The organism is Pseudomonas sp. GL_090 (assembly GCF_057837765.1).
The window spans coordinates 4988693-5014689 of the sequence record NZ_CM174452.1 but is presented as its reverse complement, the minus strand read 5'-3'; the positions used below and the strand labels follow the sequence as shown (position 1 = coordinate 5014689).

29 protein-coding genes and 1 pseudogene are annotated in these 25997 nt (G+C 60.2%); 18 read left to right on the top strand and 12 right to left on the bottom strand.

All coding sequences use genetic code 11. From position 1 onward, the window contains the following. Positions 1 to 93 precede the first annotated feature (93 nt). Entirely contained in the window at positions 94 to 504 is a 411-nt protein-coding gene (locus AC3ITA_RS22555; protein WP_489278391.1) for a GNAT family N-acetyltransferase, read from the bottom strand. A gap of 329 nt (positions 505 to 833) precedes the next feature. Here AC3ITA_RS22555 and AC3ITA_RS22550 point away from each other — a divergent pair, with 329 nt between their 5' ends. From AC3ITA_RS22550 to AC3ITA_RS22535, 4 genes are all read left to right on the top strand, one after another. Further along, positions 834 to 1775, top strand: a complete 942-nt coding sequence (locus tag AC3ITA_RS22550; RefSeq protein WP_150674274.1) for a fatty acid desaturase — start codon at positions 834 to 836, stop codon at positions 1773 to 1775. Positions 1776 to 1915: 140 nt separating this feature from the next. Further along, on the top strand, positions 1916 to 2707 hold the full coding sequence (locus AC3ITA_RS22545; RefSeq protein WP_150674277.1) for a phosphate/phosphite/phosphonate ABC transporter substrate-binding protein: 792 nt from the start codon (positions 1916 to 1918) through the stop codon (positions 2705 to 2707). Between the two features lie 211 nt (positions 2708 to 2918). Continuing rightward, on the top strand, positions 2919 to 3467 hold the full coding sequence (locus AC3ITA_RS22540; protein ID WP_489278390.1) for a sigma-70 family RNA polymerase sigma factor: 549 nt from the start codon (positions 2919 to 2921) through the stop codon (positions 3465 to 3467). Next, entirely contained in the window at positions 3464 to 4477 is a 1014-nt protein-coding gene (locus tag AC3ITA_RS22535; RefSeq protein WP_489278389.1) for an ABC transporter substrate-binding protein, read from the top strand. The genes AC3ITA_RS22540 and AC3ITA_RS22535 overlap by 4 nt, the downstream gene beginning before the upstream one ends. 129 nt (positions 4478 to 4606) lie before the next feature. Here the strand turns inward: AC3ITA_RS22535 and gstA are convergent, their stop codons facing one another. Then, positions 4607 to 5209 carry a glutathione transferase GstA gene (gstA, locus tag AC3ITA_RS22530; RefSeq protein ID WP_489278388.1) on the bottom strand — a complete coding sequence of 201 codons (603 nt, stop codon included), beginning with the start codon at positions 5207 to 5209 and terminating at the stop codon, positions 4607 to 4609. 100 nt (positions 5210 to 5309) lie between these two features. Between gstA and AC3ITA_RS22525 the strand changes: the two genes are divergently transcribed. From AC3ITA_RS22525 to AC3ITA_RS22515, 3 genes and pseudogenes are all read left to right on the top strand, one after another. Next, entirely contained in the window at positions 5310 to 6206 is an 897-nt protein-coding gene (locus tag AC3ITA_RS22525; RefSeq protein ID WP_489278387.1) for a LysR family transcriptional regulator, read from the top strand. 396 nt (positions 6207 to 6602) lie between these two features. Further along, positions 6603 to 7376 (top strand): annotated as a pseudogene (locus tag AC3ITA_RS22520) (PAS domain-containing protein); the annotation flags it as partial. A 6-nt stretch (positions 7377 to 7382) separates the two neighbouring features. Continuing rightward, positions 7383 to 7922 (top strand): methyl-accepting chemotaxis protein, encoded by a 540-nt coding sequence (locus AC3ITA_RS22515; protein ID WP_227698141.1) that lies wholly within the window; start codon positions 7383 to 7385, stop codon positions 7920 to 7922. Positions 7923 to 8110: 188 nt separating this feature from the next. On the opposite strand, the gene AC3ITA_RS22510 is transcribed toward AC3ITA_RS22515, so the two are convergent. Then, the gene (locus AC3ITA_RS22510) at positions 8111 to 8749 is read right to left on the bottom strand and encodes a glutathione S-transferase family protein (protein WP_150674270.1); all 639 of its coding nucleotides are present in this window, start codon (positions 8747 to 8749) and stop codon (positions 8111 to 8113) included. Between the two features lie 65 nt (positions 8750 to 8814). Continuing rightward, complete coding sequence (gntR, locus tag AC3ITA_RS22505; protein WP_095944527.1) at positions 8815 to 9846, bottom strand: HTH-type transcriptional regulator GntR; 1032 nt, start codon at positions 9844 to 9846, stop codon at positions 8815 to 8817. A 215-nt stretch (positions 9847 to 10061) separates the two neighbouring features. Between gntR and AC3ITA_RS22500 the strand changes: the two genes are divergently transcribed. After that, on the top strand, positions 10062 to 10595 hold the full coding sequence (locus AC3ITA_RS22500; RefSeq protein WP_095944528.1) for a gluconokinase: 534 nt from the start codon (positions 10062 to 10064) through the stop codon (positions 10593 to 10595). Between the two features lie 81 nt (positions 10596 to 10676). Then, the gene (locus AC3ITA_RS22495) at positions 10677 to 12029 is read left to right on the top strand and encodes a GntP family permease (protein WP_095944529.1); all 1353 of its coding nucleotides are present in this window, start codon (positions 10677 to 10679) and stop codon (positions 12027 to 12029) included. Positions 12030 to 12184: 155 nt separating this feature from the next. On the opposite strand, the gene alaC is transcribed toward AC3ITA_RS22495, so the two are convergent. Continuing rightward, positions 12185 to 13402 (bottom strand): alanine transaminase, encoded by a 1218-nt coding sequence (gene alaC / locus AC3ITA_RS22490; protein ID WP_150674268.1) that lies wholly within the window; start codon positions 13400 to 13402, stop codon positions 12185 to 12187. A 137-nt stretch (positions 13403 to 13539) separates the two neighbouring features. Here alaC and AC3ITA_RS22485 point away from each other — a divergent pair, with 137 nt between their 5' ends. From AC3ITA_RS22485 to AC3ITA_RS22475, 3 genes are all read left to right on the top strand, one after another. Then, positions 13540 to 14202 (top strand): LysE family translocator, encoded by a 663-nt coding sequence (locus AC3ITA_RS22485; protein WP_056725914.1) that lies wholly within the window; start codon positions 13540 to 13542, stop codon positions 14200 to 14202. Between the two features lie 67 nt (positions 14203 to 14269). Beyond that, positions 14270 to 14755 carry a GyrI-like domain-containing protein gene (locus AC3ITA_RS22480; protein ID WP_489278386.1) on the top strand — a complete coding sequence of 162 codons (486 nt, stop codon included), beginning with the start codon at positions 14270 to 14272 and terminating at the stop codon, positions 14753 to 14755. Between the two features lie 98 nt (positions 14756 to 14853). Next, positions 14854 to 15342: a GNAT family N-acetyltransferase gene (locus tag AC3ITA_RS22475; protein ID WP_489278385.1), complete on the top strand. Its 489-nt coding sequence runs from the start codon at positions 14854 to 14856 to the stop codon at positions 15340 to 15342. Between the two features lie 146 nt (positions 15343 to 15488). On the opposite strand, the gene AC3ITA_RS22470 is transcribed toward AC3ITA_RS22475, so the two are convergent. Continuing rightward, entirely contained in the window at positions 15489 to 15974 is a 486-nt protein-coding gene (locus AC3ITA_RS22470) for a GNAT family N-acetyltransferase (RefSeq protein WP_150674267.1), read from the bottom strand. A gap of 142 nt (positions 15975 to 16116) precedes the next feature. On the opposite strand from AC3ITA_RS22470, the gene AC3ITA_RS22465 reads away from it, so the two are divergent. The 3 genes from AC3ITA_RS22465 (at position 16117) to AC3ITA_RS22455 (ending at position 18190) form a co-directional block, all read left to right on the top strand. Next, positions 16117 to 16542 (top strand): YybH family protein, encoded by a 426-nt coding sequence (locus tag AC3ITA_RS22465; protein ID WP_489278384.1) that lies wholly within the window; start codon positions 16117 to 16119, stop codon positions 16540 to 16542. 66 nt (positions 16543 to 16608) lie between these two features. Next, on the top strand, positions 16609 to 16953 hold the full coding sequence (locus AC3ITA_RS22460) for a YciI family protein (RefSeq protein WP_489278383.1): 345 nt from the start codon (positions 16609 to 16611) through the stop codon (positions 16951 to 16953). A 1-nt stretch (position 16954) separates the two neighbouring features. Further along, on the top strand, positions 16955 to 18190 hold the full coding sequence (locus AC3ITA_RS22455; RefSeq protein WP_489278382.1) for an RNA polymerase sigma factor: 1236 nt from the start codon (positions 16955 to 16957) through the stop codon (positions 18188 to 18190). A 101-nt stretch (positions 18191 to 18291) separates the two neighbouring features. On the opposite strand, the gene AC3ITA_RS22450 is transcribed toward AC3ITA_RS22455, so the two are convergent. After that, positions 18292 to 19146, bottom strand: a complete 855-nt coding sequence (locus AC3ITA_RS22450) for a LysR family transcriptional regulator (protein ID WP_489278381.1) — start codon at positions 19144 to 19146, stop codon at positions 18292 to 18294. Between the two features lie 92 nt (positions 19147 to 19238). Here AC3ITA_RS22450 and AC3ITA_RS22445 point away from each other — a divergent pair, with 92 nt between their 5' ends. After that, positions 19239 to 19673 (top strand): multidrug/biocide efflux PACE transporter, encoded by a 435-nt coding sequence (locus tag AC3ITA_RS22445; protein WP_095944537.1) that lies wholly within the window; start codon positions 19239 to 19241, stop codon positions 19671 to 19673. A gap of 33 nt (positions 19674 to 19706) precedes the next feature. Here AC3ITA_RS22445 and AC3ITA_RS22440 read toward each other — a convergent pair whose 3' ends face one another. Next, entirely contained in the window at positions 19707 to 20729 is a 1023-nt protein-coding gene (locus AC3ITA_RS22440) for a transporter (protein ID WP_150674264.1), read from the bottom strand. A gap of 271 nt (positions 20730 to 21000) precedes the next feature. Between AC3ITA_RS22440 and AC3ITA_RS22435 the strand changes: the two genes are divergently transcribed. Then, entirely contained in the window at positions 21001 to 22626 is a 1626-nt protein-coding gene (locus AC3ITA_RS22435; RefSeq protein WP_095944539.1) for a methyl-accepting chemotaxis protein, read from the top strand. A 50-nt stretch (positions 22627 to 22676) separates the two neighbouring features. On the opposite strand, the gene AC3ITA_RS22430 is transcribed toward AC3ITA_RS22435, so the two are convergent. Both AC3ITA_RS22430 and AC3ITA_RS22425 read right to left on the bottom strand, forming a co-directional pair. Continuing rightward, entirely contained in the window at positions 22677 to 22820 is a 144-nt protein-coding gene (locus AC3ITA_RS22430; protein ID WP_191628444.1) for a hypothetical protein, read from the bottom strand. Next, positions 22820 to 23128 carry a PepSY domain-containing protein gene (locus tag AC3ITA_RS22425; RefSeq protein WP_150674262.1) on the bottom strand — a complete coding sequence of 103 codons (309 nt, stop codon included), beginning with the start codon at positions 23126 to 23128 and terminating at the stop codon, positions 22820 to 22822. Before AC3ITA_RS22425 ends, AC3ITA_RS22430 begins: the two co-directional genes overlap by 1 nt. A 151-nt stretch (positions 23129 to 23279) precedes the next feature. On the opposite strand from AC3ITA_RS22425, the gene AC3ITA_RS22420 reads away from it, so the two are divergent. Next, positions 23280 to 24167, top strand: coding sequence for a sterol desaturase family protein (locus AC3ITA_RS22420; protein WP_489278380.1), 888 nt, complete (start codon positions 23280 to 23282; stop codon positions 24165 to 24167). A 1-nt stretch (position 24168) separates the two neighbouring features. Here the strand turns inward: AC3ITA_RS22420 and AC3ITA_RS22415 are convergent, their stop codons facing one another. Both AC3ITA_RS22415 and AC3ITA_RS22410 read right to left on the bottom strand, forming a co-directional pair. Continuing rightward, positions 24169 to 24852, bottom strand: a complete 684-nt coding sequence (locus AC3ITA_RS22415; protein ID WP_150674260.1) for a helix-turn-helix transcriptional regulator — start codon at positions 24850 to 24852, stop codon at positions 24169 to 24171. Next, positions 24853 to 25983 carry a glycerophosphodiester phosphodiesterase gene (locus AC3ITA_RS22410; RefSeq protein WP_489278379.1) on the bottom strand — a complete coding sequence of 377 codons (1131 nt, stop codon included), beginning with the start codon at positions 25981 to 25983 and terminating at the stop codon, positions 24853 to 24855. Positions 25984 to 25997: the final 14 nt, after the last annotated feature.

The following is a 25997-nucleotide window of genomic DNA, read 5'->3' as shown; positions in this document are numbered from 1 at the left end:
ACCTGTAGGAGCGAGCCTGCTCGCGATAGCGGTCTAACAGTCAGCATTGATGGTGACTGACACACCGCTATCGCGAGCAGGCTCGCTCCAGATTTAGGGCGCCAACCCCATCGCAATCATCGGCTTGCTGCGCGCATAACGGCTCAACCGTTCAACCATCGCGTAAGGCATCGGCGGATCGAACGTAAACCCGCGCCGCTCATAAAACCCCCGCAAGTCCGGATGGCAGAACAACCACACCGGCTGTTCGCATTCCTTCACCGCGGCCGCAATCAACCCGGCGGCAAGCCCCTGCTCGCGACAGGCCGGATCGACCAGCAAGCCGGTCAGCCAATGCCCACCGGACACCGGACGCAAACACAGCACGGCAACAATCTGCTCACGCCGGGCCACCCACAGCTGCGCGTCGCGCACGGCTTTCATCGACGATTGGTGAGCGCGATAGAACTTGTTCATCAATGGCCATAATGGTTCGTCGAGCAGGGCGTATTGGGTGTCGGACATGGTCTTTGGCTGTCGGTATGCAAAGCGGGCGATTATAAAAGAACGCGCGCGCCGGGATAGGTGTATACCTGATCTCACATCCCCATGAGTGGAGTACGCATCATGTCCAAAGGTATGGATTCAAAGAAAGCGGCGAAAAAGAAACCAGCGAAAACCGCCATTGAAAAGCGCGCGGACAAGAAAGCCAAGAAAGTCGGCGTGTTCGGTCACTGATGCCGCGTTGATTGATCGCTCCCATGCAACATGGGAGCGATCCTCCTGAAAATAATCTGCAGGATTTCCCAAGGCCATCGCACAGAAGGGGACTGGTCCCCGATCTGAGCAACGCCATGCCCCATTACTTTGATAGCGTCCACCAAGAAGAAATCGAAACCCTGCGCCGACGCTTCACCGCGCGCACCGAATGGCCGACCTGGTTGCTGTTAATCGGTGTGTATGGCGCCTGGTTTGGCGTCATGTTGAACAGCCATCGATTGGGTTTGTGGTGGAGCACGCTGTTGCTGATTCCATTGCTGGTGCTGTGGTTGTCCGTGCAACACGAACTGTTGCACGGCCATCCCACGCGCTGGCCAACCCTGAACAAAATCCTTGGCTACGCGCCGTTTGCCGTCTGGTATCCGTACACCTTGTACCGCGATAGCCATTTGCTGCATCACCGCGACGAGGACCTGACGATCCCCGGTCGCGATCCGGAAAGCCGTTACCTGAGTGCCGGGCAGTGGCAGGGCAGTTCACCTCTGGGGCGCAGCCTGCACTGGCTGAACAAAACCGTGCTCGGCCGCTTTGCCCTGGGCGCACCGCTGGCCTTGCTGGCGTTGGCCCGTGAAGAGCTGCAACGCCTGAGAGTGGGCGAGCGACAGGCCTGGTTGATGTGGTTGAGTCACGGTTTGATGACCGGGTTGATGCTGCTGTTCATCGCGAACTTCAGTGTGTTGCCGGTTTGGCATTACCTGTTTTTGATCAGTGTGCCGGCGCTGTCGATCGCCATGATTCGCTCCTACTATGAGCATCGGCCTCATGCCGCGCCGGAGCAGCGCACCGTGCTCAATGAAGCGGCGTGGCCGTGGCGCTGGCTGTTCCTGAACCTCAATTTTCATCTGGTGCACCACGAGTTGCCGGGGTTGCCCTGGTACGACTTGCCCCGCGCTTATCGGGCTCGCCGCGAGCAATGGCTGGCGCGTAGTGGTGGGTTCCTGGTGCAAGGTTATGGGCGGTTGTGGCGTGAAAATGGAGTGAAGGCCATCGACAGCCCGAGGCATCCGTTTTACTGAAACATGGATCACCTCCAATCCCTGTGGGAGCGAGCTTGCTCGCGATAGCGGTATGACAGATTGCATTGATGTCGACTGGCACGACGCCATCGCGAGCAGGCTCGCTCCCACAGGGAACTTCGTTGTATGGAGATACGATGATTACCCAACACATCGCCGAACTACTGATGTACACCGCCCCCGACCCCATCCACCAGGCCAATGAACGCTGGCTGGCGCGAATCCTTGAGCATCTGGGCGACACCCGCCTCGATACCGACGGCCTGTCCCTGATGCAGATGTGGTTGTCGCCGCACTTGCTGCTGACACAAACCTGCGGTTATCCGCTGATGACGGCATTGCGCGGCAAGGTCCGGGTGCTGGGGCGGCCTCGTTATGAGCTGCCGGACAGCAGCGGCGGCAATCATTGCAGTCTGATCCTGGGACAGATTGATGATGCACGGCGAACCCTGGCGGATTTTCGCGGCAGCCGAGGCGTGATCAATGGCCTGGACTCCAACAGCGGCATGAACCTGCTGCGCCACCGGTTGGCGCCGCTGCAACGTGACGGCCGGTTTTTTGCCCGGGTCGGAATCAGCGGCAGCCATCGCGAAAGCCTGCGCTGGTTGCGCGAAGACCTTGCCGATCTGGCGGCCATCGACAGCGTGACCTTTGCCTATCTGGCGCGTCATGCCCCAGAGGAAGTGGCCGGTTTGCGAGTGATTGCCCGCAGTGCGCTCAGTCCTGCCTTACCGTTCATTACCGCCACGACGATCAGCGATGAGCTGGCTGAAGAACTCCTGCGGGTGATGAACCTGGCGCTGCGCGAGCTGCCGGAAGTTGCCGAAACCCTCGGATTGCCAGAGGTACTGCCCGCCGACGAAAGCGACTATCAGGTTGTGCTCGACTATCAGCGTGAAGCCGAGATCTTGGGGTATGGGGACTTGCGATAAGGTTTGAATGTTGGGTCCAGGTACACCAAAACCTGTAGGAGCGAGCTTGCTCGCGATGACGGACTGTCAGGCGCAAATAATTTTTTAATTCAATAAAAGAATATAAAAATAAGTTTTAAGTATTATTAATGAATAAGGCTCCTTGCTAGGATTCGCCTCACCGGACCACCGGACCACCGGACATTCAGCGACCCCTAACCCAGGAGCCCCTATGTCCGGCGCCGATATTCTTCATCGTCAATACGTGGACGGATTGTTCCGCGCCCACTACCACTGGCTCTGCACACGCCTGCGTCAGTCCCTGAACGATGCCGCCGCTGTCGAAGACATTGCCGGCGAAACCTTCGTGCAACTGCTCCAGGCCCCTGGCCTGACGGCAATCCGTGAGCCCCGTGCCTTGCTCACCACCATCGCCCGGCGCCTGCTCTATCAGCGTTGGCGTCGAGGTGACCTGGAGCGCCAGTACCTTCAGCAACTGCAACAGGCCGAGCCGATCCACGCCGAATCGCCGGAGGCACTGGCTCAGGTGTCCCAGACCCTGACCCGTGTGGATCGCAGTCTTCAGCGGCTGCCCGGCAAAGTCCGCTCTACCTTCCTGCTGTCGCGGGTCGACGGCCTGACCTATCCGCAAATTGCCGCCACGCTGGGCATCTCCCTGCGTTCAGTCAGCGATTACATGTCCCGTTCCCAAGCCCTGTGCGACCGGCACAGCGCCAACCAATCCCTGAACCGTCCCCTCCAGAACAAGAGGTCCGCATGAGATCGATCAAAACCCTGCTCGGCAGTTCGTTGCTGGCCCTGAGCCTGTTGTCCCACCCGGCATCGGCCACGGAAAAAGCGGCGCCTATCCACTTTGGCGACATCACCTGGGAAAGCGGCAGCCTCATCACCGAAATCCTGCGCCTGATCGTTGAAAAAGGTTACGGCTACCCGACCGACACACTGCCGGGCAGTACCGTCAGTCTTGAAGCGGCGCTGGCGAAAAATGATATCCAGGTCATCGGTGAAGAGTGGGCCGGACGCAGCCCCGCCTGGGTCAAGGCGGCGGCGGAGGGCAAGGTGTTCGGCCTTGGCGATACGGTCAAGGGCGCCACTGAAGGTTGGTGGGTGCCGGAGTACGTGATCAAGGGCGATCCCGAGCGCGGCATCAAGCCCTTGGCCCCAGAGCTGAAATCCGTTGCCGACCTGGCGAAATACAAGGACGTGTTCCGCGACCCTGAAGACCCGAGCCGCGGACGCTTCCTCAACAGCCCCACCGGCTGGACCTCGGAAATCGTTAACAGCCAGAAACTCAAGGCTTATGACCTGACCGCCAGCTATGTCAATTTCCGCACGGGGTCCGGTGCCGCACTGGATGCCGAGGTGGCATCGTCGATCCGCCGTGGCAAACCGGTGCTGTTCTACTACTGGTCGCCGACACCGCTGCTGGGGCGTTTCAAACTGGTGAAACTCGACGAACCGTCGTTCGACGCCGAAGCCTGGAAAACCCTGGCCGACGCCAACAACCCCAACCCCAAAGGCACGCGCTCGATGCCGGCCAGCCTGGCCATCGGCGTGTCGGCACCGTTCAAAGCGCAATACCCGGACCTGGTGACGTTCTTTGAAAAGGTCGACCTGCCGATTGATCTGTTGAACCAGACCCTGGGCCAGATGAGTGAAAAACGACAGAAACCCCGGGACGTCGCCGAAGCGTTTTTGCGTGAACAGCCGCAGGTGTGGAGGGGCTGGGTTCCGGGTGAGGTGGCTACCAGGGTGAGTGCCAGTTTGTAGTTTTGTGTTGTCTGGAAGGTTGCCATCGCGAGCAGGCTCGCTCCCACATTAGGTCTGTATTGCCCACAAAACCCGTGGTCAACCAAGATCCCCTGTAGAAGCGAGCCTGCTCGCGATTGATCTCAAGTCTTACGCCAACTCTGCGGCCAACGCCGCTTTCACCGCCGGCCGTTGATCCACCCTGGCTTGAAACCTTGCCAACGCCGGCCACCCATTCAAATCAATCTCAAATAACCGAGCCCAGCGCAGCACCGTAAACAAGTACGCATCAGCAACGCTGAACCCGCCCGCCATCAAATAGTCCTGTCGCTCCAGTGTCTGGTTCAACACGGCAAAACGCTTGAACAGTTTCTCCTTGATCAGCGCTTTCACTTCATCCGGAAATCGGGCGTTAAACAGCCAACCGAGCCCGCCATGAATCTCCGTCGAGATGAAGTTCAGGCATTCCTGCAATCGCACCCGCTCAAATGTCCCCTGGGCTGCTGCCAGTTTCGCGTCTGGATGTAGATCAGCCAGGTATTGCAGGATCGCCGGGCCTTCGGTCAGCACTTCGCCGTTATCCAGTTGCAGGGCAGCGACGTAACCCTTGGGGTTGATGGCGAGAAAGTCGTCGCCGTCGGCGGTGGTTTTGCTGATGTTATCGACGCGGATCAATTCGAAGGTCAGTTCCAGTTCACGCAATACGATATGCGGCGCCAACGAGCAGGCTTCGGGGGCGTAATACAGCTTCATGGGGGCGGGCTCTGGTTGTGGATTTACGCCAGTGTCATAGTGCGCTGCGACCTCGGTAAAATTAATCTTTCAGAAATCTGCCATAAGGAAAGCTACTGCCATGATGAACCTGATGCACTGGCGAATGGTGGTGGCCGTGGCGGACACCGGCAACATCACCCGCGCCGCCGAGCGGGTCGGAATGACCCAGTCGGGCGCCAGTCAGGCCTTGGCCTTGATCGAGGAAACCCTGGGCGTGCAGTTGTTCAGCCGAGAGAATCGCCAGACGTTGCCGACCGCCATCGGTCTGCCGGTCATCGAGCAGGCGCGGACCATGCTCGCCGCGCTGCAAGCCATTCGCAGCACCGTCGAGGCCGCCAAAGGCGTTGAACGCGGGACGATTCGCCTGGCCAGTTTCCCCATGGTGCTGGCGACTTTTCTGCCGCCGTTGCTGCGCCAATTCAACCGGCTTTACCCCGGCATCGAGGTGGTCGCCCTGGAAGTCAGCGATGACGAAGTGGAAACCCTGCTCGGCGCGGGCCTGGTGGATGTCGGCGTGGTGCTCAATCCGTCTCCTGGGCGCAAGGCCAGCCCTTTGGGACGCGATGCCTGGATGGCGGTGTTGCCCGGGGGCCATCCGCTGGCGCGGCGCACCCATGACGAAGGCGTCACCCTCGAAGAGCTGGTGGCGCAACCCTTTGTACTGGCCACGGGCGGATGTTCGACCAATGCGCGAAGCCTGGCAGCCGATGCGGGGCTGCAACTGCAGGATGTGCGCGTCGAAGTCCGCGAGTGGAGCAGTGCGTTCACCCTGGTGCGGGAAAACATCGGCGTGAGCCTGGTGCCGGAAATGACGCTGCCAGGTAATCGGCAGGGTTTGCGCGTGGTGCCTGTGCTGCCGCGGATCGACCGCGAGTTTGCCTTGGTGGTCACGGCGAACAAACCACCGTCGGCGGCGGTGCAGGCGCTGCTGGACATGCTCGATGGACGCAAACCCCTCTCCCCGGTAAACCGCTGAACCGATTTTGTCCTCAATGATGGCCTACTAGTGGCCTTGCAAGCCCGAGGTTCCTGTCTATGATCAGGTGTAACTAACTATATCGGTCGTGATGGGGCGGTCGATGTCTTGGCGAAAGAGTGCGCAATCGAAGGCACCAACACTTGATGACAGGGAGATGTCCGCTAAATGGAATTTGTTGTGAACCTGTTAGGGCTGGCCCGCATGCGGGCTATCAAGAGAAGGATGTCTTGATGAGCGTGCCGCTGTAAGGACCCTCCGATTGATCATCATTTATCACCTGACTAGTCCTTCTTCTTGGAGGGATGCGTGTGCCTGTTCCGTGGAACGCAGTGGTGGATGTGAAAGACCTGCAACTTTCATCAATCAAAAAACCGCGCTGAAGGTGATACAACAATGTTCAACCTACATCACAAGGCTGACCTGCTGGAAATCGAACGCTTCAGCTGTGCGCTGACTGAGGCTAATGCCAAGTTGGCGGCGATCAGCCGTTCGATGGCGATGATTGAGTTCACCCCGGACGGTATCGTCATCGATGCCAATGAAAGTTTTTGCAATGCCATGGGCTACAGCGCCGACGAAGTGCGCGGCAAGCATCACCGGGTCTTTTGTGAAGAGCAGTATTACCGCAGCGACGAGTACACCAAGTTATGGCGTGACCTGGCGCGGGGCGAGCCGCTGAGCGGGACCTTTCAATGCTTGCACAAGAGTGGCCGGGAGATCTGGCTCGAAGCCAGTTATATGCCGGTGCTGGGCCCCGACCGGCAGGTGAAAAGCGTGATCAAGGTGGCCACGGACATCACCGCACGGATCAACAAGGAACACGAAAACGAAAGCAGGCTCGCCGCGATCGGCCGTTCAATGGCCGTGATCGAATTCACGCCCGAAGGCAAGGTCATCAGCGCCAACGAGAACTTCCTGAAAACCATGCAGTACTCGCTCAACGAAGTGGTGGGGCAGCATCACAGCCTGTTTTGCCACCGTGCCGAAGCCGAGTCCCAGGGTTACCGGAATTTCTGGGCTTCGCTCAACCGTGGCGAATATCACTCCCATCGTTTCGAGCGCAGGAACAAGCAGGGTCAGACAGTATTCCTGGAAGCGTCTTACAACCCGTTGTTCGACGCCAAGGGGCGGTTGTACAAAGTGGTCAAGTTCGCCAGCGATATCACCCACCAGATGACCACCCTGCAAACCGCCGCAGAATCGGCCCACAGCACATCGGTGCAAAACGACGTCTGCGCGCGCAAGGGTTCCGAGGTGGTGCAGCAGACGGTGCAGATCATCCAGGACATTTCCCGGGACCTGAACGAAGCGGCGCTGAGCATCGATGCCGTGAGCAAACAGTCCGACATCATCGGCACCATCGTGCAGACCATTCGCGGCATCGCCGATCAGACCAACCTGCTGGCGCTCAACGCGGCGATCGAGGCGGCCCGCGCCGGTGAGCACGGGCGCGGCTTTGCGGTGGTGGCCGATGAAGTGCGCAGCCTCGCGGCGCGCACCAGTCAGGCGACGCTGGAGATTGTCGAGGTGGTGCGCAAGAACCACGATTTGTCGTTGAGCGCGGTGTCGAGCATGCAATCGAGCCTGAGTCGAACCGGCCTTGGCGTTGAATTGGCGAACGAGGCAGGGGAGGTGATTCTGGAAATCCAGCAGGGTTCGCGGCATGTGGTGGATGCGATCAGTCAGTTCAATTCGACGTTGCAACTGAACTAAGCAGGGCAACTGTAGGAGCGAGCCTGCTCGCGATGGTCGATAACGATAACGCGTGTTTTCTGACTAAACGCAGCGCTCTTGCGTCCATCGCGAGCAGGCTCGCTCCTACAAGAAACCGCGGCAAATGAAAAAGGGTCCCGGTAGAGGGACCCTTTTTCATTGTGTGGCCGGCGGCAATCTGCGGCCACTCAAGGCAAGCCATTGCAACAATGCTTCAGGAAACCGGGGTGTTGCGCCAGGCGTTTGAAATACTCATCGACGGCGGGGTAGTCAGGCCGGTCGATTGGCGTCATCAGCCAGCGATTGACCGACAAACCGATGACAACGTCGGCCAAAGTAAACTGTGGTCCGGCGACATAGGCCTTGGTGGTTGCGAGTTGATGCTCGAGGATGCCCATCTTCTGGTTCCAGGCGCGGATGCCGACTTCAAGGCTATGCGGGTCCTGGAATTCCGGGTCCTTGCGCACCAGTGCCATGAACGGGTATCTCCAGGACGGATTGAGCTCGGTGGCTTGCCAATCCATCCACTGTTCCACCCGGGCACGTGCTGCCGGATCGGTGGGTAGCAGATCGGTGTGATGGTGGTGGTGTTTGCCGACCAGATAGCGGCAGATGGTATTGGACTCCCACAACACGCCGGCTTCATCGATGATCACCGGCACCTGCGCGTTGGGATTGAAGCGCAGGAACTCGGGGCTGTGGGTGGACGCAAAACCACTGCCCCAGTCCTCGCGTTCGTAGGTTATGCCCAGTTCTTCGCAGGTCCACAGGACTTTTCTGACGTTGATGGACGAGGCTTTGCCGAGAATCTTCAGGGTGTGTTCCATTTGAGCAACTCCATCGCGAATGGCGTATGTGCAATTGTAGGCATTGGGCATGCTGCGACCGCAAACTATGTACTCTCCCGCACCTTCAACTCAAACCCCATATCCTGCACCGGTTTGGCCACGGTGTTGCCGGCCATCAGCGTCAGCATCTGCTCCGCCGCGCGGCGGCCGATGGCTTCGCGTGGGGTATTGATGCTGCTCAGGCGCGGGACCATGTGTTCGGACATGGGCAGGTCGTTGAAGCCGAGGATCGCCACCTGTTCGGGGATCCTGATCCCGTTGCGCATGGCTTCAAGCAGGGCGCCCTGGGCCAGGTCGTCGTTGCCGAAGAAGATCGCGTCGACATCCGGATGACTGGCCAGCAGTTGCAGAAACAACTCGCCGCCGAGGCCGACGGAGGAGGAGCGGGGCGTCAGCACTTCCAGGTCCGGGTCATACAGGCCAGCCTTTTGCAGGGCTTTGCGGAAACCTTCGCCGCGCAGCAAGGTGCGCTGGTCCAGTTGCGCGCCGATGTAGGCCAGGCGTTTGCGACCGCGAGACAACAAATGCTCGGCCGCCGTTTCGCCGGCGGCCAGTTGCGAAAAGCCGACGCAATTGAGCCCGGCCGCGCTGTCCAGCTCCATCATGTACACGCACGGAATGTTGCTGGCTTCGATCATCCGCCGTGAACTTTCGGTGCGGTCGAAACCCGTCAACAACAAGCCGCGCGGTTGATAGGCCATGTAATTGCGCAGCAGGTTTTCTTCTTCATCGCGCGAATAATGGAAGTTGCCGATCAGCACTTCGAAGCCCTTGGGGCGCAAAACCCGATGAATGGCTTCCAGGGTGTCGATGAACAGCAAATTGGATAGTGAAGGCACCAACACCACCACCGATTGGCTCTGGGCCGAGGCCAGGGCGCGGGCGGCAGTGTTGACCACATAGTTGAGCTCCAGCGCCGCTTTCTGCACCTTTTCCACCAGTTCGGTGGCCACGGTGCTGACGCCACGCAAGGCGCGGGAGGCCGTAATCGGGCTGACGCCGGCCAGGCGGGCAACTTCGTTCAGGGTAGGGCGGCCAGTGGTGCGAGTATTTTTATCGTTCTTGGTTGTGTTCATCGACGGCTTGCCAAACAAAATTCAAGGCACTAAGGTAGCGCTGTCTCGATGCAGCTGCAAATGCGTGAGCGAGGGTTCGCCTGATCCTTGCTTTTTGGTGTTGGGACCTAACCTGCTGCAACCCATAAAATGACAAGAAAGGCGTCGGCAACTTCTGCTTTTGAACTAGTGTCATAACTGGCAAAGGTAGCGCTGTCTGCGCGCTGAGGTGTTACATGAATCATCCCATCACCGCCCTGGTCATCATGGGCGTTGCCGGTTGCGGCAAGACGTGCGTCAGCGAGGCCCTGTGCCATTTGAGCGGCGCCACTGCCATTGAAGGCGACTCTTTTCACCCTGCCGCCAATATCGAAAAGATGAGCGCGGGTATTCCCCTGAACGATGAAGACCGTGCCGGCTGGCTCGACAGCCTGTGCGATGAACTGCGCCGTGTCGATGCCATGGGCCAGCGCCCGGTGCTGACCTGTTCGGCGCTCAAGCATATCTATCGCGAACGTCTGCGCAGTGCCTTGCCGGGCCTGGGCTTCGTGTTCCTTGAATTGACCCCCGAAGTCGCCGCCGACCGTGTGTCCCATCGGCCAGGCCACTTCATGCCGTCGACCCTGATCGACAGCCAGTTCGCCACCCTCGAATCGCCCGTCGGCGAGCCGTTGACCCTGGCGCTGGATGCTTCGACCCATAGCGTCGAACAACTGGCGGCGCAGGCTCATGCCTGGTGGCAGGCGCACGGCCTGAAACAGGCGGTATGACGGTGTTCCCAAAGACAGCGCTGTCCTCACGATTTCTGATCAACCCGCTTTAATAACAACAACAACCAGGAGACACCCCTAATGTTTGGCATGTCCCACGAGACGTTCCTGCTGCTCGATGCAGTGGTCACCGTGATCGGGCTTATCGTCCTGATCACCAAGTTCAAATTTCACCCCTTCATCGCCCTGATCATCGCCGCAGCCTTCCTCGGGCTGACCTCCGGCATGCCGATCGGCACCATCATCAAGGCGTTCCAGGACGGCTTTGGTGGTGTGCTTGGCTTTGTCGGCATCATCCTGGCGCTGGGCACCATGCTCGGCAAAATGATGGCCGAATCAGGCGGTGCGGATCAGATCGCGCAGACGTTGATCCGCGCCTTCGGCAAGGACAAGGTGCAGTGGGCGATGATGTTCGCCGCGTTCCTGGTTGGCATTCCGCTGTTCTTCGAAATCGGCTTCGTGTTGCTGATTCCATTGGTGTTCATCGTGGCCCGCCGCACCGGCGTGTCGATCATCAAGATCGGTATCCCATTGCTGGCCGGTCTGTCCGCCGTACACGGCCTGGTGCCGCCGCACCCGGGTCCGTTGCTGGCCATCGGCGTGTTCGGTGCCGACATCGGCAAGACCATTCTTTATGGTCTGATCGTTGCGTTGCCAACCGCCATCATCGCTGGCCCGATCTTCGGTACGTTCATTGCCAAGCACATTCCCGGTCATCCGAATCAGGAACTGGTGGATCAACTGGTGCGCGATGAGAATGCCGGCGATCTGCCGAGCTTCGGCATTACCCTGATCACTGTGCTGTCACCCGTGTTCCTGATGTTGCTCAAGACCTTTGCCGATGTGGTGCTGCCGGACGGCAACTTCTTCCGCACTTTCATGGACCTGATCGGTCACCCGATCTCGGCTCTCCTGCTGGCGTTGCTGCTGTCGCTGTACACCTTCGGCTACAAGCAGGGCATCGGTTCGCAACAGATGCTCAAATGGCTGGATGCGAGCCTCGCGCCGACCGCCGCGATCATCCTGATCATCGGTGCCGGTGGTGGCTTCAAGCAGATGCTGGTGACCAGCGGTGTAGGTGATGTGATCGGTCACATGGCGGTGGCTGCACAGATCTCGCCGATCCTGCTGGCCTGGCTGGTGGCGGCGGTGATCCGTATCGCGACCGGTTCGGCGACCGTGGCGACCATCACGGGTGCCGGCATCGTGGTGCCGGTAGTGGGGATGATCCCGGGTGTGAACCGTGAGCTGCTGGTGCTGGCCACCGGTGCGGGCTCACTGATCCTGTCCCACGTCAACGACGCCGGTTTCTGGCTGGTCAAGCAGTACTTCAACATGACCGTGGCCGAAACCTTCAAGACCTGGACCGCGATGGAAACCATCCTCTCCGTGGTTGGCCTGGGCTTTATCCTGTTGTTGTCGCTGTTCGTTTAAACGATTCGACAGACACAAAAAAACCGCAGTGATGCGGTTTTTTTGTGGGTGCTGTAGGAGCGAGCCTGCTCGCGATGGTCGTTAACGATAACGCGGGGTATCTGATTTTCCGCGGTGGTCTTGCGTTTTTCGCGAGCAGGCTCGCTCCTACAGGGTTAGGCGTTGGTTTTGGCGACTAACCCATCCGCGCGGAACATCCCGCGAATCCCGCGCACGGCCTGGCGAATCCGGTCCTGGTTTTCGATCAGGGCGAAGCGCACGTGATCATCGCCGTATTCGCCAAACCCGACGCCCGGCGAGACACACACCTTGGCTTCGGCCAGCAGCTTCTTGGCGAACTCCAGCGAACCCAGGTGTGCATAAGCCTCGGGAATCTTGGCCCAGACGTACATCGAGGCTTTCGGGTTTTCCACCATCCAGCCCAGTTCATGCAGGCCCTTGACCAGCACGTTGCGGCGCTGCCGATACTGTTCGGCGATGTCGCGCACGCATTGCTGGTCGCCTTCAAGCGCAGCGATGGCCGCCACTTGCAGCGGGGTGAAGGTGCCGTAGTCGTGGTAGCTCTTGATCCGCGCCAGGGCGTTGACCAGTTCCGGGTTGCCGACCATGAAACCAATGCGCCAGCCGGCCATGTTGTAGCTCTTGGACAGGGTGAAAAACTCCACTGCAATGTCCTTGGCCCCCGGCACTTGCATGATCGACGGGGCTTTCCAGCCGTCGTAGACGATGTCGGCGTACGCCAGGTCGTGCACCACCAGCACGTCGTACTGTTTGGCGAGGGCAATGACGCGCTCGAAGAAATCCAGCTCCACGCACTGGGCGGTAGGGTTGGACGGGAAGCCGAGGATCATCATCTTCGGTTTCGGGATCGAGCCGCGAATCGCCCGCTCCAGTTCAGCGAAGAAATCCACGCCCGGCACCAGCGGCACCGACCGCACCTGGGCGCCGGCAATCACGGCACCGTAGATGTGAATCGGGTAACTCGGGTTGGGCACCAGCACGGTGTCGCCCTGATCGAGGGTGGCCAGCATCAAGTGCGCCAGGCCTTCCTTGGAGCCGATGGTGACAATGGCTTCGCTTTCCGGGTCGATGTCGACCTCGTAGCGATCCTTGTACCAGTTGGAAATCGCCCGGCGCAGGCGCGGAATGCCCTTGGACGTGGAGTAGCCGTGAGTGTCTTCGCGCTGAGCGACCTGCACGAGTTTTTCGACGATGTGCGGCGGCGTGGCGCCGTCGGGGTTGCCCATGCTCAAGTCGATGATGTCTTCGCCACGACGACGGGCGGCCATCTTCAGCTCGGCAGTGATGTTGAAAACGTAAGGGGGGAGTCGATCTATGCGCGCAAAGCGGCGCGGCGAACCTTGTTCGGCCATTGTTGCCTCGGATAACGTAAGCGCCCGGAACCGTCCGAGCGACGCAGGTCAGCGGTGACCTGTGGCGGAATGTAAGGGCAGCTGTGGCAGACTGTCCAGCCTCCATGTAAACAATTTTTTCCGAAGGATAGGGTTCGATGGAATTTACCAGCGGCTTCTTGCTGAGCCTCTCGCTGTGCCTGGATATCGGCGTGGCCAACATCGCGATGATCACCCTGGCCATGCAACGCGGCTATTTCCAGGGCTTTGCGCTGGGGCTGGGGACCTGTGTCGGCGACCTGATCTATGCGGTACTGGCGCTGGCTGGCATGACCGTGTTGCTGCAATACGAAACCGTGCGCTGGGTGTTGTGGATCGGTGGTTCGGCGCTGCTGGTGTACTTCGCGGCGAAGATGATCTATTCGGCGATTCACCACGAGGCGCTGCTGGCGGAGACGGCGGAGGTCGGGAACAACTCCCACCGCAAGGAGTTTTTCCGCGGGATTTTCCTGGCCATGTCTTCACCCAGCGCGATCCTCTGGTTCGCCGCGGTGGGCGGCACCCTGATCGCCCGTTCCGGTGGCGGTGGCCCGCTCAGTTCGGCGCTGTTTCTCGGTGGTTTCCTCTGTGCCGGGCTGCTCTGGTCGGCAGGCCTGTGCTTCGCCGCGAGCCATGGCGGCAAGTTGCTGGGGGACAAGCTGCTGCGTTATTCCTACATGGCATCGGCGGCGATCTTCTGCTATTTCGCGGTCTACGTGATTCTATCGGGGTACAACGAGTTCGTTGGCGCCGCTGCCGTCGAGCAGTTGCACGCACTGTAATTGGGCGAATCGGGTTTGGCTTCTATACTCCCAGCCGAACCCATTTTTATGCGTCAGGAGTCGAGTCATGGATGAGTTAGCACGCGTCGAACCGACGCAACCGCGCTTCGAACACGGGCACTTCCTGCTGATTGCAGGGCTGGGCGGACAATTTACCCAGCAAACCACCCAAGGCATTTCCGATCTCTGGGAGAGATTCAACCCGCATCTGGGCCAAATTCCGGGCCAAAAAGGCGAAGTCACCTACGGTGTCTGCTGCAATTTCGACGGCAAGGGGGGCTTCGATTACATCGCGGGCGTCGAGATCAGCAAGCTCGACGATTTGCCGGACACGTATCGTTGGGTAGAGATTCAGCCCCAGCAGTACGTCGTGTTCGAACATCAAGGGCCGCTGGCCACATTGCCGCAAACCTTCCAATACATCCATGGCACGTGGCTGCCGCAGTCCGGGCGTGAATTGCTGGACGCCCCGGAATTCGAGCGCTACAGCGAAGACTTCAATCCCAGGCTCAACACCGGCAAGCTGGAAATCTGGCTGCCGATCAAGGCGTGACACCTGCATCGAGAGGCGGATCAGCCGATTCGTCTCTCGATGTCCCACGGCGGCTGATTTATGATCCCCGGCCTTTCCCACGCCGATTCCGAGCTGCCATGAACACCGTCATCCGCAACGTCACTCCCGCCGATCTGGACCGCTGCTTTGCCATCGAAACCCTTGCCTATGAAGGTGACGAGGCCGCGACCCGCGAGAAGATCGCCACCCGCATCGCCACCTGGCCCGAGGGGTTTATCGTCGCGCAAGTGGACGGGGTCGTCGCCGGATTCATCAATTCCGGTGCGGCGTTTCAGGTGGAAATGTCGGACGAGGCGTTCAAGGAACTGATCGGCCACGACCCGGCCGGGCCCCACGTGGTGATCATGTCGGTGGTGGTGCATCCGGATTATCAGGGGCAGGACCTGGCCAAGCGCCTGATGGGCGAGTTCATCGAACGCATGCGTGGGATGAACAAAGCCAGCATCAATCTGATGTGCAAGGAGCGGCATATTCCGTTGTATGCCGGTTTTGGCTTTGCCTACATCAAACCGTCGGCGTCCGACCATGGCGGCATGGCGTGGCATGAGATGGTGCTTGAACTCTGATCCGACGTAGATTCCCTGTAGGAGCGAGCCTGCTCGCGAAGGTGTGTCAGCATAAGTGGTGTCGACTGACACTCCATCGCGAGCAGGCTCGCTCCTACAGGGGGGCGGTGTTGTGTCAGTAATGTCTGCAAAAAACTAACGCGCAGTCAAAACACCAACCCCATCCGCCGCTCATAACCGATCCGGCCCTTGTACGCCTCGCCGCTGTCGACAAAGCCAAACCTGGCGTACAGGGCGATGGCGGCTTCGTTGTCGGCATCCACCGACAGTTCCAGCCCCCGGATTTCCGGCCAGGCCAGGCGCGCCGCCTCGGGCAGCGCTTGCAGGCAGGCCTTGCCGTAGCCCTTGCCTTGGGCGCGTTGATCGACCTGTAGCGCATGCAGCGTAGCGCTGTGTTCATCGGCCCATGCCGGCAACACCGGCGGGCGCTTGAGCAACAGGAACGCGACGGGCACATTCTCGGCCAGCAGGGCGAAGCCTTTGACGCCAGGCCCGGGCTTGGACAGCAGTGTGTGCAAGGCGCCGTGGATATCACCGCAGAACCTGATCTGTTCCGAATGCACTTCAATGGCCTCGATCTGTTGGCGCTGCAGCGCATTCAGGCTTTCATAAGGCACGAGTCGGGCTGTCACTGGAGTGTCCTTTTTCCAACTGAAAATGAGTCTTGGATTCTAGCGAGTCTGGCCGTTTGGATTATTTTTATTTCACCTGTCGATTTGCCGGATCGCCGGACGACTAAGGGTGTCTTCACTATAAAAACCACGGAGAACCACCATGAACTCGCAAACCCAGATCCAGAACCTCATCGAGAACTATCGTCAGGCGGTCATGGCCAAGGACATTGAAAAAGTCATGGCCCTTTATGCCGATGACATCGTCTCCTTCGACGCGGTCAAGGCCCTGCAATTCAAAGGCAAGCCGGCGTATCGCGCACATTGGCAGGCCTGCATGGAAATGTGCCCCGGCCCGCACATCTTCGAATTCCAAGAAATCACCATCGAGCCGTCCCAGGAAATTGCATTCGCTCACTGGCTGGCAAATTGCGGTGGCACCAACGACAAGGGCGAAACCCAGTCCTGCTGGATGCGCGTCACCGCCTGCTATCGGCAAGAAGCCGGGCTGTGGCAGATTGTCCACGAACATTGGTCGGCACCGTTCGACATGACCAGCGGTGCAACGCTGTTCGATCTCAAACCCTGATCGTCGGGAAGCCGAGCCAGAATGCCAATCAGCGACCATCGTTGATCGTTCGATAAGGAGAGCGTGATGAAGTATTTATGCCTGGTCTACAGCGATGAGCAGTTGCTGCATTCGCTGCCGGAAAGCCCGAAGGACGAAGAATGCATGGCCTATGCCGAGTCGATCCAGGGCAGTGGCCGGATGGTCGCCGCCGAGGCCCTGCAATCGGTGCAGACCGCCACCACGGTACGCATGCGCAACGGCAAGATGTCGATCACCGACGGCCCGTTCGCCGAAACCAAGGAGCAGTTGGCCGGCTTCTACCTGATCGATGCCAGGGACCTCAACGAAGCCATCCAGGTCGCCGGGAACATTCCGGCGGCCCGGGTCGGCAGTGTCGAAGTGCGCCCCGTTCGACAGTTGAATCCTTAAGATGCCGGGGCTGCCGGTTCAGGCGCAGGTCGAGCGGGTCTATCGCGAAGAGTCGCGGCGCATTCTGGCGACCCTGATTCGTTTGCTAGGGGATTTCGACCTCGCCGAAGAGGCCTTGCACGAGGCGTTTTTCATCGCGGTCGAACGCTGGCAGCGCGACGGCGTGCCGGACAATCCGCGGGCCTGGCTGGTGTCCACCGGGCGCTTCAAGGCTATCGATGCCTTGCGTCGGCGGGCACGTTTTACCGCGTCGCAACCCTTGTTGATCGCGCAACTGGAGGCGCTGGAACAGGCCGACTGGAGTGATGAAGACGTGGAAGACGATCGCCTGCGGCTGATCTTCACTTGCTGCCACCCGGCCCTGGCGGCCGACGCGCAAGTGCCGTTGACGCTGCGGGAGGTCTGCGACCTGACCACGGAAGAAATCGCCCGGGCCTTTCTCTCGGCCCCGGCCACCATCGCCCAGCGCATCGTGCGCGCCAAGGCGAAGATCCGCGATGCGAAAATCCCTTATCAAGTGCCGACGCTCGCTGAGTTGCCCGAGCGCCTGGACAGCGTATTGCGGGTGATTTACCTGGTGTTCAACGAGGGCTACTCGGCGTCCATCGGGGCCGAACTGATACGTGAGGATTTGACCCGCGAAGCGATCCGCCTCGGCCGGTTGCTGGTGGAACTGCTGCCGGAGCCGGAGGTAATGGGCTTGCTGGCATTGATGCTGCTGCACGAGTCGCGCCGCCCGGCCAGGACTTCGGCGAGTGGCGAGTTGATCGTGCTGGATGAGCAGGACCGTTCGCTGTGGGATGCCGGGTTGATCCGCGAAGGCTGCACGCTGGTCGAACAGGCGCTGACCATGGGACGATTCGGACCCTATTGCCTGCAAGCGGCGATCGCGGCGGTGCATGCCGAAGCCCCGACAGCGGGGGAAACCGATTGGCCGCAGATTGTCGGTCTGTATGACGTCCTGCTGCGGGCGGTGCCATCGCCGGTGATCGAATTGAATCGGGCGGCGGCGATTTCGCAACGCGATGGTCCACTGGCGGGGCTGACGCTGGTCGACGCCATTCTGCAGCGGGGAGAGCTGCTCGACTACCACCTGGCGCATTCGGCGCGGGCGGAGTTTTGTCGGCAACTGGGCCGCAAGCAAGAGGCGCGGGCGGCTTGGGAGCGGGCGCTGGCGTTGACCCGGCAAGAGCCGGAGCGGCGGTTTATTGAAGAGCGGCTCAGGGCACTGGATTGATGTGATACTGGCTGGCCTCATCGCGAGCAGGCTCGCTCCTACAGGGGAATGCATTTCAAATTGTAGGAGCGAGCTTGCTCGCGATAAGGGCCGAAGGACCTTCACTCCAGCATCTTGCCCAACAACCAGCTCCCCGCCGGCCCCGGCGGATTCAAGCGCGACCACAACGCATCCACCGACACCGTTTTCGGCCAGCCGCGCACCACCAGTTCCTGCAACGTGCCGGGCCCGAACCGCTCAACCAGCCAGCGGGGCAACGGCGCCCAGCCGAATCCGCCCTGGGCCATTTCCAGCAGCATCAGATAACTCGGCGCCGACCAGACGCGGCCCTTCGCCCGACTGTCATAGGGATTGATGATGGTGGCCAGGCGCAGCTCGCGGTGCTGCTGCAGTACGTCCCGGTCGACGTGGTCCAGCGTTGCCAATGGATGTGCCGGGGACACGAACAAGGCGAATTCCGTGCGCTCGTCCACCGTCGAGCTGACCAGGTCCGGCGGGTAGCTGTCCTGCATTTCGGCGAAGGCAATCTGCGCCCGGCCGCTTTGCACCAGGGACATCAGGTCATCGCATTCGGCGATCAGGCACTCGAGCTCCAGGTCCGGGTAACGCTGCTCGAAGGCACTGAGGGCGGCTTCGAAGCGATCCGACTGATAGGTATCGGACAGCGCCACCGTCAGCTTCGCTTCCACCCCTTGGGACAGTTGGCTGGCGGCGATTTCCAGGCGACTGGTGGCGGCCAGGATGTCTTCGGCCCGTTGCAGCATGACGTGCCCGGCCGGGGTCAGCCCGGGCTTGCGGCTGCTGCGGTCGAACAGGATCAGGTTGAGGTCGATTTCCAGGCTGGCCACCGCCGCGCTGATGGTCGACTGACTGCGGCCCAGCTTGCGCGCCGCGGCGGAAAACGAGCCTTGGGTCGCGGCTTCGACAAACGCCAGCAACACTTCGTGAGAGGCCATGAACTATCGCCTTGATCGATGGTTATTGGTTATGAAGTATCGGTGTGGTGACGGATCATGGCAACCACACCGTCACTCAAGGGAGTTCGGCCATGAGCGCCAACAAATCCATAACTGAACGTATTTTCCAAGCCATTGGCTTCGAACTGCTGGCCATCCTGATCTGTACCCCGTTGCTGGCCTGGATCATGAAAAAACCGATGCTGGAAATGGGCATGGTCACCGTCCTCATCGCCGGCCTGGCCCTGGCCTGGAACGTGGTCTTCAACGGTCTGTTCGATCGGCTGCTCAAGCGCCTGGCCATCGCACACAACGCCTGGGTCCGCGTGGTGCATGCGCTGTTGTTCGAAGGCGGACTGGTGGCCCTGGGCGTACCGCTGATCGCCTGGTGGCTGAATGTCAGTCTGTGGCAAGCGTTCCTGCTGGATATCGGTGTGTTGCTGTTCTTCCTGCCGTACACCTACGTCTACCACTGGGCATATGACGTGGTTCGGGAGCGGATGCTGGTGACTCGCGAAGTTTGCTAAGTACCGTTTTTGTGGCGAGAGAGTTAGCAGGCGTCAGTAATCCCGCTGCTTGCGAAACGCCCAGCGCCCGGCGATCACGGTAAAGGTCGCCACCAGCGCCACCAAGACCCAGAAACCCTGCGGATCATCGGCCAGCGGAATGCCGCCGACGTTCATACCGAAGAAACCGGCAATGATGTTGATCGGTAGCGCCAGCACCGTCACCACCGTCAGGGTGAATAGGGTGCGGTTGGTCTGTTCGTTGATGTTGGCGGCGATCTCCTCCTGCAACAGCTTGATCCGCTCACCCAGCGCCGTGAGGTCGTTGATGATCAGCGCGAACTCCTCGGTGGATTTGCGCAACTCCTTCACGTCTTCCTTTTGCAGCCATTGCGGCGGCCGGTTGAGCAGGCGCAGCAATGAGCCCGGTTCCAGCGCCAGCAGCCGTTGCAATCGCACCAGCACCCGGCGATTGGCGCCCAGTTCGGCGCGGTTGGTCGACAGCCGCGAGGACAGCAATTCATCTTCGATCTGATCCACGCTCTGGCTGGTCTTGCGCACGATCTGGGTCAGCACTTCACCCTGGTCGCGCAGCAGATGCACCAGCAACTCCAGCGGGGAACGAAAGCATTCCCGGGCCTTCACCGACGAGCGCAATTTGTCCACCGAGTGCAGCGGTTGCAGGCGGGCGCTGATGATCAATTGGCTGCGGGCGCACACCCACAGGGTCGAGACATCCGAGGAGACCATGTTGCTGAGGTTGAACACCACATCGTTGACCACCGCCAGTAACGCGGAGTCGACATGTTCGATACGCGTCGAGCGCGAGCCTTCGTGCAGCGCTTCGAAAAACTCCTCGGGCAATTCCAGATGGCTTTTCATCCAGCGCTCGCACGCGGCGTGGGCCAGGTTCAGGTGCAGCCAGAGAAATTGCTCATTGCTCTCCGGTTGTTGCAGGTACTGCAAGGCCTCGGCGGAATTGATTTCCCGACCGGCCTCACCGGGGCGAAAGCTGAAACCGTAAAGCAGGCCGAACAGATCCGTGTCGCGATGGCTTTGATCGATGCTGTGGTTCATGAGGACTCGCAAGGGGAGGCGCCTGTCACATGTTTTACAGATTCACTTGAGCGGCATCATTGCAAGCGGGGGTGACGTTTTTGTGACAGGAAAATAACGCAAAAAATTGTTCTACCGACGGTCGGGATTTTCTCAAGAACCGCTCTGGCTAGCCGATCACGCTTGGGTTGAGTTGCGCGCCGTCGGCCTCGGCCGGGACCGCAGACAGGGATGTCCGGACACTTTTCACGCCTTAACGGGCGTGCCTCATTCCTGTCATGAGTACCCTGCGATGCTTTTGCAAAAGTCCCTGAGAGCACAAATTCTTGCCCTGCTGAGCGGCAGTCTGCTGGCGATGCTGTTGATCGCCCTGGCGTGCTTTCACTTCCTGTCCAGCGGCGTGCAGAACTACGCCAATCTGATCGAAGGCCCGCTGCACACCTCGCAATTGATCGATGAAGCCAACCTGCAATTCAAGGTGCAGGTGCAGGAGTGGAAAAACGTCCTGCTGCGCGGCAAGCAACCGGCGGACCTGAGCAAGTACTGGGGGCAATTCGAGGAGCGTCAGCGCGATGTGCAAAACATCCTCGGCGAGCTGGCCGCGCAGAAGGGCATCGAGCCGCCACTCAAGAGCCGAATCGAGCGCTTGCGTGACGAACATCGTCAGTTGGGCGCGGCCTATCAGAAGGGCCGGGACGCGTTCGTGGCCGCCGGTGGTGACCCGGCGGCGGGCGACGCGGCGGTCAAGGGCGTGGACCGCGCCGCCAGCGATCAGATGAGTGAACTGGTCAGTGAGTTGCGCAAGCAGGGCGCTGAACAATCGACACTGATCAGCGCCAGTGCCGATCGCACGGTGTTGCTGGGGCTGGTCGTGATGCTGGTTTCGGGGCTGCTGATCGGCCTGCTGAGCCTGTGGCTGGTCAACCGTAACCTGGTCGAGCCGATCCGCAAACTGATCGAATACGTGGCGCAACTCAGCCAGGGGCGTTTTGCCGAGCGCGTGGCCAGCACCCGTCAGGACGAGTTGGGCAAACTGGCGATGGCCGCCAACACCCTGCGCGATTTCCTCGCCGAAACCTTCAGCCGTTTACAGCGCAGCGCGTCGGACCTGGACAGCGCCAGCGGTGAGTTGAATTCGATCGCCACCCTGATGGCCGGCGGCACCAACGAGCAGTTCAACCGCACCGATCAGGTGGCCACGGCGATGAACGAAATGTCCGCTACCGCACAGGAAGTCGCCCGTCATGCCGCCGAAGCGGCGCGGGCCGCCGACGATGCCGACCAGTCCGCCCAGCAGGGCGAAAAAGTCATGCAGGGCACCATCCACACCATCACCCGGATGCGCGGCGAAATCGCCAACACCGCCACGGTCATCCGCCAGCTTGAAACCGACAGCGGACGCATTGGCAAAGTCCTGGAAGTGATTCGCGGCATCGCCGAGCAGACCAACCTGCTGGCGCTCAACGCCGCCATCGAAGCGGCCCGCGCCGGTGAGGCCGGACGCGGATTCGCGGTGGTGGCCGATGAAGTGCGCAGCCTGGCCCAGCGCACGGCGGCGTCGATCATCGAGATCAACCAGATCATCCAGACCGTGCAGACCGGTGCAATCGAAGCGGCCCAGGCGATTGAAAGCGGTCAGTCGCGCAGCGAACAAAGCGTGCAGCAAGTGACGGAGGCCGGCGCCATGCTCGAGCGCATCACCCTGGCCGTGGAAGCCATCCGTGACATGAACCGCCAGATCGCCACTGCCGCCGAAGAGCAGACCTCGGTGGCTGAAGACATCTCGCGCAACCTCACCGAAATCACCAGCATCGCCAGCACCAACCTGGACAACGTGCAGCGCACTGAAGCGGCCAGCACCAACCTGCACGGGTTGTCGGGGCAGTTGAACGAGGTGACGGCGCGCCTGAGCGCTTGATGAAACGGACTGTGTACCGGGTTCCTTATCGATTCGGTACACAGTCGGTCTCAGTGCAGATACAGGGTGTCGATGACGGGTTGAACGTGAATCCACAGTGGAAAAAACACCATGGTCAGCACGTCGGCCTGATCAATCATCCAGACGCAGAAAAGCCGCACGATCCGAAAAGCGTGCGGCTCTTTGTTGTGCATCAGACGTCTTTTTTGTTCTTCAGGACTTCGCCGGTGGTGGCGTTCAAATCCACGTCCCATTCAACATTGCTGGCGTCACGCAGTTCGACTTCGTACTCGTAGATGGTGGAGTGTTTGTCCAGGTCGCTGTCGGTAATGGTGGCCCCCGGGTGCAGCTTCAACACGATCTGGTTCAACTCTTCCATAGGCTTGATCTTGCCCTCCTTCACCAGCTGAGGGATCTGGTCGACGGGAACGTCTTTGGCCTGGGCCAAACCAGCGGTGAGCGTCAGGGCGGCAGCGGTGAAGAGGGCAGTCAAAGTCTTCATGAGTTCTTTCCTTGGGATAGTTGTTCAAGTGGGATCAGGTTAGTCGTATCAACTTAATTCACCCTTAAAACTGAGCGTTCGATTGCTTCGTTTGTTCAATTCTGTGCCCGGATCAACTCGCATGCTTTGCCTTCAATCAATGGAGGTGGCGATGAAAACTATCATTGCGGGGTTGTACGCACCGGTATTCTGGGGCGGATTCATCGGGGCAGGGGTGTGGTTGATCGGTGTCGGTGGCCTGTCGACGCGGTGGTTGTTGCCGCTGTTTTTTGCAGCCTTGCTGGTGTCGTTCCTGGCTGAATGGACAGTGCCCTATGAGGCTTGCTGGAACCGCAGCGCCGGCGATCGTCGACGGGACATCCTCAACGCACTCATCAACGAAACCTTGGGCGCCCTCGGGCTTTTGGCAATGCCGGCTCTGGTGGCGTTGCTGGCGATTGAGGGTGCGTGGCCACGGGGCTGGCCGTTATGGCTGCAACTGGGGCTGGCGATTTTCGTGGCAGACGCCGGGGTCAGCCTGATGCACTACGCCAGTCATCGACTGCCCTGGTTATGGCGATTGCACGCGGTGCATCACAGCGTGCAACGCCTGTATGGCTTCAACGGCTTGATGAAACATCCGCTGCATCAAATGCTGGAAGCTTCGGCGGGGCTATTGCCGCTGCTGGTGCTTGGCATCCCGCAGGACGTTGCAGCGCTGTTGACGTTCTCCATCGCGATTCAGCTTTTGTTGCAGCATTCGAATGTCGACATGCGCCCTGGTCCCTGGCGCTGGATCTTTGCCTGGGCACCGATGCACCGCTTTCACCACATGAAGTACGGCAAAGCTGGCGACGTCAATTTCGCCTTGTTCTTCAACCTGTGGGACTGGCTGTTGGGGACCGTTTTTTACACGCAGGACTATCAGATTCGCCAAGGCGATCTCGGGATCGGCAGCCGTCCGGATTTTCCGGTGGATTATGTGGCGCAGTTGCTCGATCCGTTTGAGTCAACAGCGTTGGGAGAAGAGCCACTCGTGCCGCCAGCGTTGCGTCGCTGAGTCAGTCCAGCACAAGCAGGTCCAGGTGTCGCAAGGCTTGGCGGGCGGTCACGCCAAAGAGTTTTTTCAGGCTGCGGGAAAAGTGTGCCGAATCGGCAAACCCGGCCGCATGGGCCGCCAGCGTCACGGCTTCGCCCGCCAGGATCAATTCCATCGCCAGTCGCAGGCGGCGCCACAGCACCAGCCTGCGCACCGGCAAGCCGACCTGGCTGACGAACAGTCGCTGTAGCTGGCTCATGGACAAATGAGCGGTGTCGGCGACCGCATGCGCGGCTACTTTGTTTGCCAGGGATGCATCGATGGTGGCGATGGCGCGGTCGATTCGTGGGTCGGTCAGAACGCGTCGCGAACAGTTGCGTACTGCCTGATCGAGACCTTGCAGGGACAGTTCGGCGTCCGACATTGCCTGGCCGAATGTCGGCGCATCAAAGACTAGCGGCTCGGCATACAGCGTGAACAGCGGGTCCGGCGCTTCGACAATGGCATGTCGAACGTGTGAAGGAATCAGCAGGCGAGCGGCGGTGACAGGCGTGCCGTCGAGCTCAACGGTCACCGGCCTGTCGGGTGCGAAGATCAGTTGATGGGCGTAGTGAGAGTGGGGCGCGGTGCGCCCCGACCGACCGTGGATCAGGGCATAGTCACGCCCGAGCCACAGTTGGCCAGTCCACTCGTTACCTTGGGTCATTTAAAAACCGTTGTTCTTCAACACCTGATCGACACTCGCCGCCGGGCGTTTATAGAACTTCAACAACTCACTGGCGCGATTGGTGAAGATGCCGTCGACACCGGCGTCCATGACTTTCCGGTAGTCCACCGCATCGTCGATGGTGTAGACGTGCACCAACAGGCCCTGGTCGTGGGTGTACTGGTTCATCCAGGGTTGCACCAGATCCGAGTAGCTCTGGTCGCCACCCTGGGTCAGTGCGGCGGACGGGCCGATGCCGATGGCGCCCTGGGCCTTGGCGTAGTCGACCCAATTCTGGAACTCGGCCTTGTCCTTCGGTTGCTGTTTGGCGTAGTAAGCGGCTTTATCCTTTTCGCCGGACTCGGCGAATGTCACTTTGGACTGGGGCTCGATACTGCCTTCGCCGACCCACAGCAGCAGGATCTTCGGCACCTTCGGCATCTCCTTTTGCAGCAGCTCGAGGCTGCTCCTCTCGAAGGTCTGCAGGACCACCTTGCCTTTGCCCTGGCCGACCGCCAACTCGCTTTTCGCCAGTTTCGAACCGGTCGGGCTCAGCCAGCCACGGTCCTGAAGTTTTTCCTTGAGGTCGTGTTCGATGCCGGGGAACTGCTTGGGCTCCTTGGTCTCGATGTACAGGCCGGGCTTGTGCAGGCTGTTGCCCTCGGCGATGTCGATGATTTCATCAAGGGTCAAAATCTTCAGACCCGCGAAGGCTGGACGTGCGCGATCCGGGTACGCGGCATTGAACCAGCTGCCCGCGTCCAGGGTTTTCAGTTCGGCCATGGTGAACGCATTGGCGGGGCTGTCCTTGCGCTCGGGGAATTTGCTGGCGACGTCGGTGGTGCGTTGCAGATTGTTGTCGTGCAGGGCAAACAGCACGCCATCCTTACTGCGCTGCAGATCCAGTTCCAGGTAGTCGGCGCCCAGGTCGCGGGCAGTCTTATAGGCGGCGGCGGTGGATTCCGGCGCATCGAACGACGCGCCCCGGTGGGCGATTACCGCTGGATGCGGAATGCCCAGGCGGGTGGCCAGTGCCGAGGGTGCTGGTTCGCTGGCGGCCTGTGCGTGGCCGAGGCCGAGGCCGAGCAACAGGCTCAGTAACAGGGCGCTTTTGGTAAAGGTTGCGGACATGCTCGAGATCCTTT